17 protein-coding genes and 1 pseudogene are annotated in these 15,885 nt (G+C 67.8%); 13 read left to right on the top strand and 5 right to left on the bottom strand.

Translation table 11 applies throughout. The features are described 5' to 3' along the window. Positions 1 to 271: 271 nt before the first annotated feature. Positions 272 to 1,144: a hypothetical protein gene (locus tag MKK88_RS32200; RefSeq protein WP_244007601.1), complete on the top strand. Its 873-nt coding sequence runs from the start codon at positions 272 to 274 to the stop codon at positions 1,142 to 1,144. A 4-nt stretch (positions 1,145 to 1,148) separates the two neighbouring features. On the opposite strand, the gene fdhD is transcribed toward MKK88_RS32200, so the two are convergent. After that, the gene (gene fdhD / locus MKK88_RS32195) at positions 1,149 to 1,988 is read right to left on the bottom strand and encodes a formate dehydrogenase accessory sulfurtransferase FdhD (RefSeq protein WP_409566738.1); all 840 of its coding nucleotides are present in this window, start codon (positions 1,986 to 1,988) and stop codon (positions 1,149 to 1,151) included. A gap of 282 nt (positions 1,989 to 2,270) precedes the next feature. Here fdhD and coxB point away from each other — a divergent pair, with 282 nt between their 5' ends. The 10 genes and pseudogenes from coxB to MKK88_RS32145 form a co-directional block, all read left to right on the top strand. Beyond that, positions 2,271 to 3,110, top strand: coding sequence for a cytochrome c oxidase subunit II (gene coxB, locus MKK88_RS32190; protein WP_244007599.1), 840 nt, complete (start codon positions 2,271 to 2,273; stop codon positions 3,108 to 3,110). Positions 3,111 to 3,160: 50 nt separating this feature from the next. Further along, positions 3,161 to 4,789, top strand: a complete 1,629-nt coding sequence (ctaD, locus tag MKK88_RS32185) for a cytochrome c oxidase subunit I (protein WP_243965008.1) — start codon at positions 3,161 to 3,163, stop codon at positions 4,787 to 4,789. 216 nt (positions 4,790 to 5,005) lie between these two features. Beyond that, a complete protein-coding gene (locus tag MKK88_RS32180) occupies positions 5,006 to 5,956 on the top strand; it encodes a heme o synthase (protein WP_244007597.1) in 951 nt (316 codons plus the stop codon). 5 nt (positions 5,957 to 5,961) lie between these two features. Beyond that, positions 5,962 to 6,126 (top strand): hypothetical protein, encoded by a 165-nt coding sequence (locus MKK88_RS32175; RefSeq protein WP_167627646.1) that lies wholly within the window; start codon positions 5,962 to 5,964, stop codon positions 6,124 to 6,126. An 11-nt stretch (positions 6,127 to 6,137) separates the two neighbouring features. Next, positions 6,138 to 6,749 (top strand): cytochrome c oxidase assembly protein, encoded by a 612-nt coding sequence (locus tag MKK88_RS32170; RefSeq protein WP_244007595.1) that lies wholly within the window; start codon positions 6,138 to 6,140, stop codon positions 6,747 to 6,749. A gap of 153 nt (positions 6,750 to 6,902) precedes the next feature. Next, positions 6,903 to 7,763: a cytochrome c oxidase subunit 3 gene (locus tag MKK88_RS32165; RefSeq protein ID WP_244007593.1), complete on the top strand. Its 861-nt coding sequence runs from the start codon at positions 6,903 to 6,905 to the stop codon at positions 7,761 to 7,763. Between the two features lie 147 nt (positions 7,764 to 7,910). Beyond that, positions 7,911 to 8,285: a DUF983 domain-containing protein gene (locus tag MKK88_RS32160; protein ID WP_244007591.1), complete on the top strand. Its 375-nt coding sequence runs from the start codon at positions 7,911 to 7,913 to the stop codon at positions 8,283 to 8,285. Between the two features lie 59 nt (positions 8,286 to 8,344). Continuing rightward, the gene (locus MKK88_RS32155) at positions 8,345 to 9,043 is read left to right on the top strand and encodes an SURF1 family protein (RefSeq protein WP_244007961.1); all 699 of its coding nucleotides are present in this window, start codon (positions 8,345 to 8,347) and stop codon (positions 9,041 to 9,043) included. 210 nt (positions 9,044 to 9,253) lie between these two features. Then, on the top strand, positions 9,254 to 10,369 hold the full coding sequence (sfnG, locus tag MKK88_RS32150) for a dimethylsulfone monooxygenase SfnG (protein WP_244007589.1): 1,116 nt from the start codon (positions 9,254 to 9,256) through the stop codon (positions 10,367 to 10,369). A 41-nt stretch (positions 10,370 to 10,410) separates the two neighbouring features. Continuing rightward, positions 10,411 to 10,863: pseudogene (locus MKK88_RS32145) on the top strand (hypothetical protein); the annotation flags it as partial. 105 nt (positions 10,864 to 10,968) lie between these two features. On the opposite strand, the gene MKK88_RS32140 reads toward MKK88_RS32145, so the two are convergent. The 3 genes from MKK88_RS32140 to MKK88_RS32130 all read right to left on the bottom strand — a co-directional run bounded on the left by MKK88_RS32140 (position 10,969) and on the right by MKK88_RS32130 (position 12,358). Next, complete coding sequence (locus tag MKK88_RS32140; protein WP_244007587.1) at positions 10,969 to 11,856, bottom strand: cation diffusion facilitator family transporter; 888 nt, start codon at positions 11,854 to 11,856, stop codon at positions 10,969 to 10,971. Between the two features lie 97 nt (positions 11,857 to 11,953). After that, on the bottom strand, positions 11,954 to 12,175 hold the full coding sequence (locus tag MKK88_RS32135) for a hypothetical protein (RefSeq protein WP_244007585.1): 222 nt from the start codon (positions 12,173 to 12,175) through the stop codon (positions 11,954 to 11,956). 6 nt (positions 12,176 to 12,181) lie between these two features. Beyond that, positions 12,182 to 12,358: a hypothetical protein gene (locus tag MKK88_RS32130; protein ID WP_244007583.1), complete on the bottom strand. Its 177-nt coding sequence runs from the start codon at positions 12,356 to 12,358 to the stop codon at positions 12,182 to 12,184. Between the two features lie 169 nt (positions 12,359 to 12,527). Between MKK88_RS32130 and queA the strand changes: the two genes are divergently transcribed. Together queA and tgt are read left to right on the top strand one after the other, a co-directional pair. Next, positions 12,528 to 13,592 carry a tRNA preQ1(34) S-adenosylmethionine ribosyltransferase-isomerase QueA gene (gene queA / locus MKK88_RS32125; RefSeq protein ID WP_244007581.1) on the top strand — a complete coding sequence of 355 codons (1,065 nt, stop codon included), beginning with the start codon at positions 12,528 to 12,530 and terminating at the stop codon, positions 13,590 to 13,592. Next, entirely contained in the window at positions 13,589 to 14,725 is a 1,137-nt protein-coding gene (gene tgt / locus MKK88_RS32120) for a tRNA guanosine(34) transglycosylase Tgt (RefSeq protein WP_244007579.1), read from the top strand. Before queA ends, tgt begins: the two co-directional genes overlap by 4 nt. A gap of 7 nt (positions 14,726 to 14,732) precedes the next feature. Here the strand turns inward: tgt and MKK88_RS32115 are convergent, their stop codons facing one another. Next, positions 14,733 to 15,788, bottom strand: coding sequence for a hypothetical protein (locus MKK88_RS32115; protein WP_244007577.1), 1,056 nt, complete (start codon positions 15,786 to 15,788; stop codon positions 14,733 to 14,735). Between the last annotated feature and the right edge of the window lie 97 nt (positions 15,789 to 15,885).

The raw sequence follows: 15,885 nt of genomic DNA, 5'->3' as shown, positions 1-15,885 counted from the left end.
TGCTGTCCTAAGTCGCGAAATTGCCAGATTGAAATGCTTTCAGCAAGTGACCGCCGCCCTGACCCTTTGTGCCGCTCGGGTCGCCGGTCGAACCGTTGCAAAAAGTGTCCGTATTCTCGCCCGAATCAGGCGGTCTACCCCGAGGGCCGAGCACAAGCGGCATGCGGGGCAACGACCCTGCCGGCATGGTCAAGGTCCGGGTTCTACCGGCCCGGACCATGCCGGGACCGGATACTCTGCCAGGTCTCCAAAACGGGAACGCACCAGAGTGATGATCACGAGCAGGACAGCCGCGCGCCTCCGGACCACGACGACCCGGGCACTCTGCGCTGCGCTGCTGTCCGGCGGTACCCTTATGGGGCTTTGCCGGAGCGCCAGCGCGCAATTCGCCTTCGAGGAAGAGGTGGTGCCCCCGCGTGTAGTGGCCTGGCGTCTCGCCGATCAGGGCTTCACCGGCCTGAGCCGTCCGCGCTTCAACGGACGTGTCTACGTGGTCGAGGCGGTGAGCCCGGCGGGCATGCCGATGCGACTATTCGTCGATCCCGCATCCGGTGGAATCATCGGTCGCCAGCGTCTCGGCGCGCCCGACACCTATGCCCGCCTGGAGCGGCCCGCCCCGGGTTTCGGCTGGACGGAGGAGGATGCCGGCCCCCGACGCGTCCTGCGACCTATCCCGGGAGCAGACGCACCAGCCTTGCGGCTCGATCGACGGCCGGCCGGCACGGCCGCACGGCCTGAGGGCAATCTCGACGGCGTCAATCCCGACAGCGTCGGGCGGGCCGCCTCCCCGCGGAAGGTTGCCCGCACAGCGCCGATGCGGAACCCCGAGCTGCGCGCACCGCATCGGACCTCTCCCGAGGCGCCGGCCCCGAAGATCGCCCCGGCCGAGGCGGCGAAGCCCGAACAGAAGGCCGATTCCGCACCAGAGACCAAATCTGCGGCGATCGAGACGGCACCGTCCACCAATCCCGCCCCGCGGCCCGACGACACGGCCAAGCCTGCCGCCCCAGCGGTCGCGGATGCGGCGAAGCCGGCCGCCAAGGATTGGAAGGACCCGCCGACTGAGCGGAAGCCCGTTCGGGTGATCGGCGGCGCGACCATCGTCCCCGGCCCGTCCGAGAAGGAGCCGGCAGCGGCCCAATAGCGGCCTAGGCCGTTGCGAGCCGCTCCGGACCTGTGAACACCGTCACCGAATCGGCGCGCGCGATGGCGCAGAGCGTGATCCCGTGCGCCCGGGCACGGTCCAGCGCCAGGGAAGTCGGAGCGGAGATCGCCACGATCACGGCCGCACCGAGCCGCGCCGCCTTCTCGACCATCTCGAACGAGCAGCGACTGGTGATCACCAGAAAGCCCTGATCAGACGCGGTCCCGGTGCGCATCATGGCACCGATCAGCTTGTCGAGGGCGTTGTGGCGCCCGACATCCTCCCGCACGGCCGAGAGTTCGCCGTCGAGCCTCGCCCAGGCCGCGGCATGAACCGCCCGGGTCTCAACCCCCAAGCGCTGAGCTGCGTCGAGGCCGGTGAGCGCTCGGGCGATCGCCGGCAGCGGGATCCGCAGATCCGGGACCGCGCGCATCTCCGCCCGCGGCAGCTCCGTCAGATCCTCGATGCCGCAGACGCCACATCCGGTGCGTCCGCTGATCGCGCGCTTGCGGGCGAGGTGCTCGCGCAGCCGCCCCGGGGCCAGGTCCACGTGCAACCGGATGCCGTCCGGGGTGGCCTCGATCCGGGTCTCGCGAATCTCCGCGGCCTCCTCGATGATGCCTTCGGTAAGGCTGAAGCCGTAGGCGAAATCCTCCAGATCGGCCGGCGTCGCCATCATCACCGCATGCGGCACAGAGCCATAGACGAGGTTGATCGGGCTCTCGACCGCGAGCGCCCTTTCCCCAGGCCGCACCGCGTCACTCGTGTAGGCTACGACCTGCATCGGGACCGTCAGCGAGCAGGGCGGTAGAGCCATGGGTTGAGTCCCGGCGTCCTTCGACATTCAGCGCTCCGATGGTGTGGCTTCTCCGTATCGGTCGCGTGGCATGACGCATAGGTGCCGCGCCAGACCTACGCGTGGCCGCAGTTGGATGCTCACAAATACCCGGAAACCGCGCGATGCGACGCTTGTGCGGTTGCGCCTTTGCGGCCCTTGTGGTCTGAAGCCCCGGTCGGATAATGCCGGGTGACACAACCGGTACTCCGTCACGTCGGCACAATCTCACCTCCAAGTTATGGTGAGGGCCGATGGGAGACTAGCAGCCAGGGGAGCCACGAGAGGCAGATGCGGACGGTGCGGACGATCAACCGATCACTCTGGAGCCTCGCCACGTTCGGCGCCCTGCTCTTTCCGACAGTCCAAGCCCAGGCCGGCGGCTTGGGCCAGCCGATCCCATGGGAGATGAGCCGGCAGATCCCGGTCACCGAGAACGCCCGGGACATCCTGAGCTTCGAGATCGGTCTGCATTGGCTGTCGCTCGCCATCTCGGTCTTCGTGCTGGGCCTGATCCTGTGGTGCATTTTCCGCTTCGGCGAGAAGCGGAACCCGACGCCCTCGCGCACCACCCACAACACCGCGATCGAGATTGCCTGGACGATCGTGCCGGTGCTGATCCTGGTCGCCGTGGCGATTCCCTCGTTCCGCCTGCTGCGCACACAGCTTTCGGACCCGAAGGCCGACATGATCGTCAAGGTCATCGGCCACGCCTGGTACTGGTCCTACGAGTATCCGCAGACCGAGGCTGGTGGCGGCTTCACCTTCGACGCCAACATCGACGAGGACAAGCAGCCGCGCCTGCTCCAGACCGACAACGAGATGGTCGTCCCGGTCGGCAAGATCGTGAAGATCCAGGTCACCGCCGCGGATGTGCTGCATTCCTGGGCGATGCCGTCCTTCGGCTTCAAGATCGACGCCGTCCCCGGCCGCCTGAACCAGATGTGGTTCAAGGCCGACAAGGAAGGCACCTTCCACGGCCAGTGCTCCGAGCTGTGTGGCCAGCGCCACGCCTACATGCCGATCGTGGTCCGCGTGGTCAGCGAGCAGGCCTATGCGGATTGGCTGAAGGAAGCGAAGACCAAGTACGCCAGCATCGACAACGGCACGAGCTTCGCCGAGGCCCGCTGAGCCCCGGCTGACCGAACCGCACCCATCCGATTCACAAGGCACCCGAATCCATGGCTACAGCCGCAGCCCATGCCGAGGCCCACGAGGTCCACGACCACAAGCCCTCGTTCTTCGCCCGGTGGTTCCTGTCGACGAACCACAAAGATATCGGCACCCTCTACCTGCTCTTCGCCTTCTGCGCCGGCATGATCGGCGCCTTCCTCTCCTTCGGCATCCGGATGGAGATGGAGCAGCCTGGCCTGCAGTATTTCTCGAACCCCGCGACCTACAACGTGTTCGTCACGGGCCACGGCCTCATCATGGTGTTCTTCATGGTGATGCCGGCGCTGATCGGCGGCTTCGGCAACTGGTTCGTGCCCCTCATGATCGGCGCGCCCGACATGGCGTTCCCGCGCATGAACAACATCTCGTTCTGGCTGACGGTGGCGGGCTTCTGCTCCCTGCTGTGCTCGCTGTTCGTCGAAGGCGCGCCCGGCGCGTCCGGCGCCGGCACGGGCTGGACCGTCTACCCGCCGCTCTCGACCGCCGGCCATCCCGGCCCGGCCGTCGACTTCGCGATCTTCGCCCTGCACCTCTCGGGCGCGGGCTCGATCCTGGGCGCGATCAACTTCATCACCACCATCCTGAACATGCGCGCCCCCGGCATGACGCTGCACAAGATGCCGCTCTTCGCCTGGGCCGAGCTGGTCACCGCCTTCCTGCTGCTGCTCTCGCTGCCGGTTCTGGCGGGCGCCATCACGATGCTGCTGACCGACCGCAACTTCGGCACGACCTTCTTCGACCCGGCCGGCGGCGGTGACCCGATCCTGTACCAGCACCTGTTCTGGTTCTTCGGTCACCCCGAAGTGTACATCATGATCCTGCCGGCCTTCGGCATCGTGTCGCACATCATCGCCACGTTCTCGCGGAAGCCCGTGTTCGGCTACCTCGCGATGGCCTACGCCATGGTGGCGATCGGCGTCGTCGGCTTCGTGGTGTGGGCGCACCACATGTACACGGTCGGCTTGTCGCTCCAGACGCAGTCCTACTTCGTGTTCGCCACGATGGTGATCGCGGTCCCGACCGGCGTGAAGATCTTCTCGTGGATCGCCACGATGTGGGGCGGCTCCATCCGCTTCACCGCTGCGATGCACTGGGCGGTGGGCTTCATCTTCCTGTTCACGGTCGGCGGCGTGACCGGCGTCGTGCTCGCCAACTCGGCGGTCGATAAGTACCTGCACGACACCTACTACGTCGTCGCGCACTTCCACTACGTCCTGTCGCTCGGTGCGGTGTTCATCATCTTCGCCGGTGTCTACTACTGGTTCCCGAAGATGACCGGCCGGATCATCCCGGAATGGGCCGGCAAGCTGCACTTCTGGCTGGCCTTCATCGGCGCGAACGTCCTGTTCTTCCCGATGCACTTCCTGGGTCTCGCCGGCATGCCGCGTCGCTATGCCGACTATCCGGACGCCTTCGCGGGCTGGCACAAGGTCTCGACCTACGGCGGTCACATCTTCGGCCTCGGCATGTTCGTCTTCGTGATCGGCGTCGTCCTGGCCTTCCGTTCCAAGGAGCGGGCTGCCGACAATCCGTGGGGCGAAGGCGCCACCACCCTCGAGTGGACGCTGCCCTCCCCGCCGCCCTTCCACCAGTTCGAGACGCTGCCCCGCATCGTCGACGAGCCCGGCGCGCACTGATAGACACCCCGCGAGGGCCGCATCAGCGGCCCTCGCCCTTCCCCGGAGGCCGGTTCACCCGACCTCCCGGCAAGGGCGAGCGTCGAGGGCGATCCGCACGGGCCAAGGGAGCATTCCCGGGCCCCGCTCACGCCGGCACTTGGAACACGTCGAATTCGAAACACGACTCGGCCGTGACGCGCGTGGCCGGGCGCCGGCACAGCAGCGGCAGACGCGATGACGAGCCTGACGAACAGCATCGGACGCGAAGGTCCGGCCCCCGCCCTCTCGGCGGCCGGCGGCGACGTCCCGGACTATTTCGCGCTCCTCAAGCCGCGGGTGATGGTCCTCGTGATCTTCACAGCGCTTGTCGGCATGGTCGTGTCGCAGGGCCACGTGCAGCCGATGATCGGCGCGATCTCGCTGCTCGCCATCGCGGTGGGTGCGGGCGCCTCCGGCTGCCTCAACATGTGGTGGGATGCCGACATCGACGCCGTGATGAGCCGCACCGCCACCCGGCCGATCCCCTCGGGCCGGATCACCTCTGAGGAAGCTCTCGGCTTCGGCCTGTTCCTCTCGGTGGCCTCCGTGGTGGTGCTCGGCCTCGCCGCCAATGTCCTCGCCGCGGCGCTGCTTGCCTTCACCATCGTGTTCTACGCGGTGGTCTATTCGATGTGGCTGAAGCGGGCGACCGCGCAGAACATCGTCATCGGCGGTGCCGCCGGTGCCCTGCCCCCGGTGATCGGCCAGGCTGTGGTCACCGGATCGGTCGGGATCGAGTCGCTGATCCTGTTTGCGATCATCTTCATCTGGACCCCGCCGCATTTCTGGGCGCTGGCCCTGATCAAGGCTGACGACTACGCCCGCGCCGGCATCCCGATGATGCCGAACGTCGCCGGCCCCGCCTCCACCCGCCGCCAGATCGTCTGGTACTCCCTGCTCCTCGCCCCCCTCGGGCTGGCGCCCGTGGCCCTGGGCTTCGGCGGCCTGCTCTACGCGGTGATCGGCGTCGTCGGCGGCCTCGGCATGGTGGCGTTCAGCATCCGCGTCCTGCGCAACCGCGAGGGCGAGGCGGAGCGGCGCGCGGCGATGGGCATGTTCGGCTTCTCGATCCTCTATCTGTCCGCACTGTTCTCCGCACTGTTGGCCGAGCAGAGCTTCGGCCTGTTCCGGCCGGTCCTGGGCTGAGCACCATGCCGGAGCCCGAGATCCAATATCGTCCCCTCACACCCGAGCAGGAAGCCCGGCGCCGGAAGCGTTCGATCGCGATCGCCCTGGCGCTCGGGGCCTGGGTGCTGCTGTTCTTCGTGCTGACGATCGTCAAGCTCGGGCCGCAGATCCTGAGCCGGCCGCTCTAGGGAGACCCGCCATGGCCTCACCCCAACCGAGTCCGGGCCGCGGCGCCAATCGCACCGCCCTGGCCTGCGCGGGTCTCGCGGTCGGCATGGTCGGCTTGGCCTTCGCGTCGGTCCCGCTCTACGACGCCTTCTGCAAGGCGACCGGCTACGACGGCACGCCGCGCCAGGGCCCGGCGCTCGCAGCCTCCGCGGCGCGCGCCAACGACAGCATGGTGGTCCATTTCGACACCAACGTCGCGCCCGGCCTGCCCTGGAAGTTCGCCCCCGAGACCAACAGCGTCGAGGCCAAGCTGGGCGAGACCAAGACGGTCTTCTTCCGGGTTCAGAACACCGGGACGAAGCCTTCGACGGGAGTCGCCACCTTCAACGTCCAGCCCGGGCTGATGGGCGGCTACTTCGTGAAGATCGCCTGCTTCTGCTTCAACGCGCAGACCTTGCAGCCGGGCGAGACCCTCGACGTGCCGGTGGTGTTCTATGTCGACCCGGCCGTGCGCGACGATTCGAACACGGCCCATCTCTCCGAGATGACCCTGTCCTACACCTACTTCGCCAGCAAGAACGGCGAACCGGTCACGGCCGCCGCGGCCAACACGGCGACCGTCGGGCAGAAGCGGGAATTCTGATCGCGGGCGCGTGACAATACGGGCCCGCACGGACTACACGTGCAGACAAGCTTGGGCGTGGTCTGTGCCACGCCCGGCCAAGAGCAAACAGCCAGCAGCGTCAGGCCGGATGCCGGGTACGGCACAGGGCGGCGGGTGAGGAGCGACGGGACGATGGCCGAGGCGCACGCCAAGAATCACGACTTTCACATCCTGAACCCAAGTCCGTGGCCGCTGATCGGCGCCTTCTCGGGCTTCTTGATGGCGTTCGGCGCCGTCTTCTGGATGAAGAGCCTGCAGATCGGCACCCTGTCGCCGGGCCCCTACATCTTCGGCGCCGGCGCGATCGGCGTCCTCTACACGATGTTCTCGTGGTGGAGAGACGTGGCGCACGAGGCGAATTCCGGCGACCACACCCGGGTCGTCCAGCTCCACCACCGCTACGGCATGATGATGTTCATCGCCTCGGAGGTGATGTTCTTCGTCGCTTGGTTCTGGGCCTATTTCGAGGCCGCCCTCTACACGGCCGATCCGATCCAGATCTCCCGGGTTGAGTTCACCGGCGGCGTCTGGCCGCCGAAGGGCATCGAGGCGTTCGACCCCTGGCATCTGCCGCTCCTCAACACCCTGATCCTGTTGACCTCGGGCACCACCGTCACCTGGGCACACCACGCGTTGCTCGAAGGCGATCGCAAGGGCCTGAAATACGGCCTGTGGCTGACCATCATCCTCGGCGTTCTGTTCACCGCCTGTCAGGCCTACGAATACAGCCACGCCGAGTTCGGCTTCTCGGGCAGCATCTACTCGTCGACCTTCTTCATGGCGACGGGCTTCCACGGCGCCCACGTGATCATCGGCACGATCTTCCTGGCCGTGTGCCTGTTCCGGACTTATGCGGGCCAATTCACCCCGCGCCAGCATCTCGGCTTCGAGTTCGCTGCCTGGTACTGGCACTTCGTCGACGTCGTGTGGCTGTTCCTGTTTGCCGCGATCTACGTGTGGGGCTCGGGCGTCTTTCACGGCGGCGCCCACTGAGATCCATCCCGCCTCTGCATGGCGGGCCTGCGAAGGGCGGCTCCGGCCGCCCTTTTTCGTGTGCGGGATCTGCGAATCCCCATATCGAGTGGGATGAGCCGGAGGCGGCGCGGTCGCGTCAGCCTTGGATCGGTCTGGAGTGTACCCGTGGACCAACGCACCTTCTCGCCGCCGCCCCCGATCCCGACAGGTCTGCGAGGCCGTTGCCCGCGCTGCGGCGAGGGTCATCTGTTCAAGGGTTTCCTGGCCCTCCGCCCGTCCTGCGAAGCCTGCAACCTCGACTATTCGCATTTTGATTCGGCTGACGGCCCGGCCTTCTTCGTGATGTCCATCGTTGGCCTGATCGTGGTCGGCCTCGCCCTCTGGCTCGAGATCACCTACGAGCCGCCGATCTGGGTCCATGCCCTCGTGGCGACGACGCTGTCGGTCGGCCTCAGCTTGATGCTCGTTCGGCCGTTGAAGGGCATGCTGATCGCGCTCCAATACAGCAACAAGGCCGAGCAGGGACGCCTCGAATCGTGAGCGCAGCGACCGCCCGGGCTGCGTGGCGCGATCTCGTCGCGCCGGGATTGGCCACGCTAATGGCGCTTGCGATCCTCCTCGGCCTTGGGACGTGGCAGGTGGAGCGCAGGGCCTGGAAAGAGGATCTGATCGACCGCCTCATCCGGCAGACGAGGGCGGAGCCGGTCGCTCCACCGACCGCCGCGGATTGGGATGCTGCCCGGGACGAGTTCCGCCATGTGCGCGTCTCCGGTCGCTTCCTCAACGACAAAGAGACCCTCGTGCATGGGCTCGCCCCCGGCGAGACGCCGGGCCGGGCCCTTCAGGGCTTCTACGTGCTCACGCCTCTTGTGCGCGACGATGGCAACGTGGTGCTGGTCAATCGCGGCTTCGTGCCGACCGAGCTCAAGGCCCAATCCGATCGGCGGGACGGCCTGGTCGACGGATCGACCACGGTCACCGGCATCCTGCGCGCCAGCGAACCCCGTGGGTTGTTCGTCCCGGAGCCGGATCCGGCCCGCGGCGAATGGTTCAACCGGGACATCGCCGGCATCGCGTCCGCCCGCGGGTTGTCGGACGTGGCGCCCTACATGATCGAAGCCGATGCGATCCCCGGTCAGACCTCGTGGCCCCAAGGTGGTCAGTTGCGGGTTGATCTGCCCAATAACCACCTGCAATACGCATTCACGTGGTTCGGCCTCGCCGGCTGCCTCATTGCGGTCTTTTCCGTCTTCGCATGGCGCCGCCTGCACGAGACGGATACGCCCCACACCGCCTAGCAGAAATTGGCTGCCGCGGAGCCGGCAAGAAGAATAAGCCCATTCAAGACGGGTTGAAAAAAGCAACGCGTTCCTTTGACGGATCGCCTCCCTCCCAGAATACTTCCGTTCGTCTTGAGTGATTGTCCGCCTTCTGGATCATGTATTCAGTTTGCGGCGATCCGTAGAGGGAACGCGGCGCCGCGCGCCGTGCAGTGCAGGGAGCGCCGGATGAGCAGCCATCACATCGCAGAATCGGACCGGGCGCCGATCCGCTTCGCCTATTGGGTGCCCAATGTCTCGGGCGGGCTTGTGATCAGCAAGATACCCCAGCGGACGAGTTGGGACGCCGCGTACAATCGCAAACTGGCGCGGATCGCCGAGGAGGCGGGCTTCGACTACGCGCTGACGCAGATCCGCTTCACCGCCGGCTACGGCGCCGAATATCAGCACGAATCGGTGGCGTTCAGCCACGCCCTGCTGGCCGCCACCACCAAGCTCAAGGTGATCGCCGCGATCCTGCCGGGACCCTGGAACCCGACGCTCGCCGCAAAGCAGATCGCCACGATCGCGCAGCTCACCGAGAACCGCGTCGCGGTCAACATCGTGTCGGGCTGGTTCTCGGGTGAGTTCCGGGCCATTGGCGAGCCCTGGCTCGACCATGACGAGCGCTACCGCCGCTCGGAGGAATTCATCCGCAGCCTGCGGGGGATCTGGACCCAGGACAACTTCACCTTCCGAGGCGATTTCTACCGCTACAGCGACTACACGTTGAAGCCGAAGCCGGGGCAGCCGCTGCCTGAGATCCTCCAGGGCGGATCGTCCCGGGCGGCGCGCGACATGGCGGCCCGGGTATCCGATTGGTACTTCACCAACGGCAATACGCCCGAGAACATACGCACTCAGGTCGCCGATATTCGCGCCAAGGCGGCCCAGAGCGGCAACAACCCGCGCATCGGCGTCAACGCCTTCGTGATCGCCCGGGATACCGAGCAGGAGGCCCGCGCCGTTCTGCAGGAGATCATCGATCACGCCGATACCGATGCCGTGAAGGCCTTCGGCCATGAGGTGAAGAATGCCGGCACGGCCTCCCCCGAGGGCGAAGGCAACTGGGCTAAATCCACCTTCGACGATCTGGTCCAGTACAATGACGGGTTCCGGAGCAACCTGATCGGAACGCCCGATCAGGTCGCCGAACGGATTCTGGACCTCAAGGAGGCGGGCGCAGATCTCGCCCTGCTGGCCTTCCTTCATTTTCAGGAGGAGGTCGCGTATTTCGGCACGCACGTGATCCCGCGGGTGCGCGCCCTCGAGGCCGCCCGCGCCCGGCGCGCCGAAGCGGCCTGACTGTCTCGCTCCTCCGTTTCTGACGGATCCTGGCGCAGGTCATGGCCATCATCGTGGCGGCGGACACCGCCGTCGCACAGAACCATCTCGGCATCGTCGCGGCGATCCGCAGGGTGTCGGGCAACGCGCCGAGGCCTCTGCTGTGCGGAGAGATTCTGCGCAGCCTTCGATCCCGCAACGACGTCCCGGGTCACGGCACCCAGCGGGCAGCCGGTCATCCCCACACGATCCAGGCGATCGGCGACCTGTCCATCCGCCAGCACGCTGCCGAGGCGCGGCTTGAGCGCGCCGAGCTCGTCCTCGACGAGGCCGTGGCCCGTCCGGATGCCGGGAGGGTAGCGGCCGCGCAAATCGCCGTGGCGAAGGCGACGGGGCTGACCACCGCGGTCGCCCCAGCGGCCTCCAACAAGCTTTTCGAGCTCTCAGTCACCTGCTCGACCCTGGCCGCCGGGAACCTCCACCGGTACTGGCGCAACGCCCGGCCCCATACGCGGCACGACCCGGTCCAGTGGAACTTCGCCATCATCGGCATCCAAGCATGGAACGGCGTCGGTTCGCCGTCCCGCGCCTGGAGCCGACGCCTGGAGCTGATCGCCGGATCAGAGCACCGGCACGCCGCGGGCCTTGGCGAGTTCGCCGGGCTCGACATGGATTGTCACCACGGCCCCGGGAATGGTCGTCTCCAGGGCGTTCTCCAGCCGGTCACAGATCGCGTGAGATTCCTCGACGGTCATGACGCCGGGGACGACGAGGTGAAAATCAATAAAGGTCGCCTGCCCGGCCGCCCGGGTGCGCACGTCGTGGGCCTCCAAGGCGCCCTCGCCGTGCTCCGAGATCAGGGATCGGATCTGGGCCACCATCTCGTGCGGGGCGGCCCGGTCCATCAGGCCGTCGACCGATTCGCGCACCATGCGGAAGCCGGACCAGAGGATGTTGAGCGCCACCAGCCCAGCCACGATCGGATCCAGAATCGGGTAGCCAGTCGCCAGTACGGCCCCGACGCCGACCAGCACGCCGCAGGACGTGACGACATCGGCGAAGATGTGCCGCGCGTCGGCGATCAGGGCCGGCGACCGCCACCGCTGCCCCCATCGAATCAGGGCGATCGCCCAGGCGGCATTGATGATACCGGCGACGACATTGATCGCTACGCCGAGGGCGGGGGCATCGAGTGGCCTGGGGGCGAGCACGCCGTAGTACGATTCGCGCAGGATCAGGAGTGCCGCCACGATGATCAGCGCACCTTCGATCACCGCTGAGAAGAACTCGGCCTTGTGATGCCCGTATGGGTGGTCGTCGTCGGCGGGCCGCGCGGCAACGCGCAGCGCCACGAAGGCGCCGATCGCGGCCACCACGTTGATGATGCTTTCCAGGGCGTCCGAATAGAGCGCGAGGCTGCCGGTTAGCCAGGCGGCATAGAATTTGAGGGCCGTGACGGCGAGTCCGATCGCGGCGCTGAAGAGGGCGGCTTTCTGTGTGCGGTCCATGGGGGGCGCCGAATGAGAGTCGGCGCGGCCTTACGGCATGAACCTTACCCCAGGCCACGGCAAAGGTTCGAGGCTCCCGAAAAGGTCATAGCCGCAGCTATGTGCGCTCCGACCCGGCATCGTTCCCGCGCGCGGCCTCGCGCTGACGGCTGGCTTCGGCCTTGGCATGGGCCGCCTCGGCTTTCCGCAGATAGCGGCGCCGCTGCCATGCGAAGCGCGTGCTCGCGGCCAGGGATTCCAGGCGGGCGGCCTCGCGCTCCCAGTAGCCGAGCAACTGACCATCCAGAGTCACGCGCCGGGGCCGGCCGAGGGTCGCCACGGCGCGTTACGTCCGGTCGGCGGGCGGCTCGCCCGTCTCGTTCACGACCAGCGCGTCGGCATCGCCGCGGAAGCTGCCGAGCCCCGCATCCGGCACCGGCACCGCCGGGCTTCCGAAGGGCTGGCTCGGATAGGCCGCCTCGAATTTCGCCCGGGCTTCTTCGGGAGTCCCGGCCTTCAGCACAATTTCGGGCTTCCCCGGCAGAGGCCACCGCGGATCGGCTTCATCGCGTGGACGGACGGCGTACCAGGGCATCGTTGAAGGTTCTCGCGTCTCGGTGACGCGGAAACGGGTAGGCCTCCCGCGGGTTCCGCGGTTGAAACCGGTTGCGGTTCCGTGCAGGCAGCCGGCGATGCGCGTGGATCTGTTCGATTTCGACCTGCCCGAAGCCAGCATTGCCCTGCGTCCGGCCGAGCCGCGGGATGCCGGGCGGCTGCTCGTGGTGCAGCCGGGCGCGGCTTTGTCCGACCGGACCGTGCGCGACCTGCCCGGCGCCCTGCGGGCCGGCGACGCCCTGGTGTTCAACGACACGCGGGTCATCCCGGCGCGGCTTCACGGCGTGCGGACGCGGCCGGGGGCGCCCGGGCAGCGCACCGAGGCGATGCTGCATCTGCGCGAGGGACCGGCGCGGTGGCGTGCCTTCGGCCGCCCGGCCAAGCGGCTTGCCCCCGGCGACACGCTGCGCTTCGGGGATCTGACCGCCACCGTGTTCGAGAAGGGCGAGGCCGGCGAGATCGTCCTCGACTTTGACCGTTCGGGTCCGGACCTCGATGCCGCCATCGCGGCCGAGGGTGTGCTGCCCCTGCCCCCCTATATCGCCGGCAAGCGCGCCGCCGACACGCGGGATATCACCGACTACCAGACGATCTATGCCCGCAACCCGGGCGCCGTCGCGGCCCCCACGGCGGGCCTGCATTTCTCCGAAAGCCTCCTCGCGGATCTCGATGCGGCCGGACTGCGGCGCCACCACGTCACTCTGCATGTCGGAGCTGGCACCTTCCTGCCCGTGAAGGCCGAGGATACGCAGGGCCACCGGATGCACGCGGAGGTAGGCATCCTGGACGCGGCCACCGCCGACGCGCTCAACGCGACCCGCGCCGCGGGGGGCCGGATCATCGCGGTCGGAACGACGGCCCTGCGCCTCCTCGAAAGCGCCGCGCGCCCGGACGGAACACTCGCGGCCTTCTCGGGCCCCACCGACATCTTCATCACGCCGGGCTATCACTTCCGGGCGGTCGACGCATTGGTGACGAATTTCCACCTGCCGCGCTCGACGCTGTTCATGCTGGTCTCGGCGTTCTCGGGCCTCGACACGATGCGCGCCGCCTACGCACACGCGATCCAGGCCGGCTACCGGTTCTACTCCTACGGCGACGCCAGCCTGCTCTTCCCGGGCCCCGGCGCGGACCTGTCATGACCGATCCCCTCCCCTTCGGCTTCACCCTATCGGCGCAGGACGGCGCGGCACGAACCGGCGCAATCACGACGCATCGCGGCGCGATCCGAACGCCGGCCTTCATGCCAGTCGGCACCGCCGCAACCGTCAAGGCGATGTACCCGCAGCAGGTCCGTGACCTCGGCGCCGATGTTGTGCTGGGCAACACCTACCACCTGATGCTGCGCCCGGGCCCCGAGCGGATGGCCCGCCTCGGCGGCCTGCACCGCTTCATGAACTGGGACCGGCCGATCCTGACCGATTCCGGCGGCTTCCAGGTGATGTCGCTCTCAGCGCTCCGGAAAATCGACGAGCAGGGGGTCACCTTCCGCTCGCATATCGACGGGACGGCGCACCACATGAGCCCGGAGCGCTCGATCGAGATCCAGGGGCTGCTGGGCTCCGATATCCAGATGCAGCTCGACGAATGCGTGCGCCTGCCGGCCGACCATGCGGCGGTCGAGAAGGCGATGCACCTGTCCCTGCGCTGGGCCGAGCGCTGCCGGGTCGCCTTCGGTGAGCAGCCCGAGCGGGCGCTGTTCGGCATCGTGCAGGGGGGCGACGTCCCGGCTCTGCGGATCGAGAGCGCCCGCGCCCTGACCGATCTCGACCTCAAGGGCTACGCGATCGGCGGCCTCGCGGTGGGCGAGCCGCAAGCGGTGATGTTTGCGATGATCGAGACGGTGGAGCCGCATCTGCCCGCCGCCAAGCCCCGCTACCTGATGGGCGTCGGCACGCCGGACGACATCCTCGGCGCGGTGGCCCGCGGCATCGACATGTTCGACTGCGTGATGCCAACCCGCGCCGGCCGCCACGGCCTCGCCTATACACGCCACGGCCGGGTCAACCTGCGCAACGCCCGCCATGCCGAGGACACGGCGCCCCTCGACGAGGCTTCGACCTGCCCGGCAACGCGGGATTATTCCCGCGCCTACCTGCATCACCTCGTTCGATCGAACGAGATCCTCGGGATGATGCTGCTGACTTGGAACAACCTCGCCTACTACCAGGACCTGATGGCCGGCGCCCGGGCGGCGATCCGCGATGGGCGATACGCCGACTATTGCAGCGAAACCCGGGCGGGTTGGGCACGGGCCGAGCGCGCCGCCGCATGAGGCGGCGTCAAGGGTGCGCCAGCACCCGATAGGTGCCGGCTGGATCGTCCGTACCGGTCGACACCGCTTCCTTCAGGTCCGCGACGATTCGAGCCGCCACGGGCAGGCGGTAATGCAGCGCGTCCCAGTAATTCGCGTCCCGCGTCGTGAGCATCGACGCGATGCGGAAATCCACCACCGTGGCGCGGTGGCGAACGCCGATCGCGGCCACGCGGCGCTTGCAGGCTGCCTCGCGCCGGCCCGCCGCCGTGCCGGGCGCGCCTTGCGCGGCCGCGTGGATCGGCGTGAACACGAGGAGCTTCACCGCATCGGCGGGCATGCGGCTCAAGAGACCGTCGAGGCGGACAAGCGCCGGCATGGGCGCGTCCTCCGGGTCGGATGCTGCGGCCGGATCGGCGGCGCCCGCCCTGATATGGACGCGCGCGCGCTCGGGATCGTAGCGATCCTCCGGCGGGGTGAAGACCGCGTAGCCGTCCTGCCGGATCCGGGGCCGAGCCAGACCCAACCGCCCAAGCCCGACCTGTGCCGCCACCGTGAGGGCGCGCAGGTTCACCTGCCGTAGCACGCCCCAGGGCGTGCCCTCTGCGTAGAGCCAGTCCGGGAAGGCATTGGCCGTGCGGGCGGGGGGCTTGGCCGAACACCACGTTCCGTCGAGCCCGAACAGGATTGCACGCACTGGATGATTTGCGATGAACAGCTCGGCCAGGCGGATCTGCTCGTCCGGTGTCGCGGCATTAACGGCGAGGTTCGCGAACCGGGCGCCGAAGGCTTCATCCAGCGCATCCGGATCAAGGAGCCGCGCGGTGGAGGTGCCGAACACCGCCGCGTCGAACGACCCGCCCCGGGCAATCTGGGGATAAGACAGGCGCTGATTGGCGTCCATGATCGGCCCCGGGGGATGACCGGGGGCAGCCCGCAGGCCGTATGGATCGAGCAGAGCCACGAAGGCGATAACGGAGATGCTGATGAGCAACGCGGCGGCGATGAGGCTGCGGGCGAAGCTGCGCCACGGTGAGGACGCCTGCGCTTCGTGAGAGGGCCGTTCCGGCAATCGCGATGCCATGGACGGCGCGCTCGCTCCTCCGGTCGACAATCCTGCCTGACGCGGCACGCCTCGACGACGCGATTGCGGTCCAGGCGTCCCAGGCAGAACTAGGCAG

The sequence above is a fragment of the Methylobacterium sp. E-005 genome (genome assembly GCF_022829725.1).
In the GTDB taxonomy this organism is placed as follows: Bacteria; Pseudomonadota; Alphaproteobacteria; order Rhizobiales; family Beijerinckiaceae; genus Methylobacterium.
Note: the sequence above shows the minus strand (reverse complement) of the source record. Positions and strands in the feature narration are given on the sequence as shown.

Coding starts and splice junctions, on each gene's coding strand:
- MKK88_RS32200 (WP_244007601.1), top strand. CDS start 272: ATGATCACGAGCAGGACAGCCGCGCGCCTCCGGACCACGACGACCCGG.
- fdhD (WP_409566738.1), bottom strand. CDS start 1,988: ATGTCGAAGGACGCCGGGACTCAACCCATGGCTCTACCGCCCTGCTCG.
- coxB (WP_244007599.1), top strand. CDS start 2,271: ATGCGGACGGTGCGGACGATCAACCGATCACTCTGGAGCCTCGCCACG.
- ctaD (WP_243965008.1), top strand. CDS start 3,161: ATGGCTACAGCCGCAGCCCATGCCGAGGCCCACGAGGTCCACGACCAC.
- MKK88_RS32180 (WP_244007597.1), top strand. CDS start 5,006: ATGACGAGCCTGACGAACAGCATCGGACGCGAAGGTCCGGCCCCCGCC.
- MKK88_RS32175 (WP_167627646.1), top strand. CDS start 5,962: ATGCCGGAGCCCGAGATCCAATATCGTCCCCTCACACCCGAGCAGGAA.
- MKK88_RS32170 (WP_244007595.1), top strand. CDS start 6,138: ATGGCCTCACCCCAACCGAGTCCGGGCCGCGGCGCCAATCGCACCGCC.
- MKK88_RS32165 (WP_244007593.1), top strand. CDS start 6,903: ATGGCCGAGGCGCACGCCAAGAATCACGACTTTCACATCCTGAACCCA.
- MKK88_RS32155 (WP_244007961.1), top strand. CDS start 8,345: ATGGCGCTTGCGATCCTCCTCGGCCTTGGGACGTGGCAGGTGGAGCGC.
- sfnG (WP_244007589.1), top strand. CDS start 9,254: ATGAGCAGCCATCACATCGCAGAATCGGACCGGGCGCCGATCCGCTTC.
- MKK88_RS32140 (WP_244007587.1), bottom strand. CDS start 11,856: ATGGACCGCACACAGAAAGCCGCCCTCTTCAGCGCCGCGATCGGACTC.
- queA (WP_244007581.1), top strand. CDS start 12,528: ATGCGCGTGGATCTGTTCGATTTCGACCTGCCCGAAGCCAGCATTGCC.
- tgt (WP_244007579.1), top strand. CDS start 13,589: ATGACCGATCCCCTCCCCTTCGGCTTCACCCTATCGGCGCAGGACGGC.
- MKK88_RS32115 (WP_244007577.1), bottom strand. CDS start 15,788: ATGGCATCGCGATTGCCGGAACGGCCCTCTCACGAAGCGCAGGCGTCC.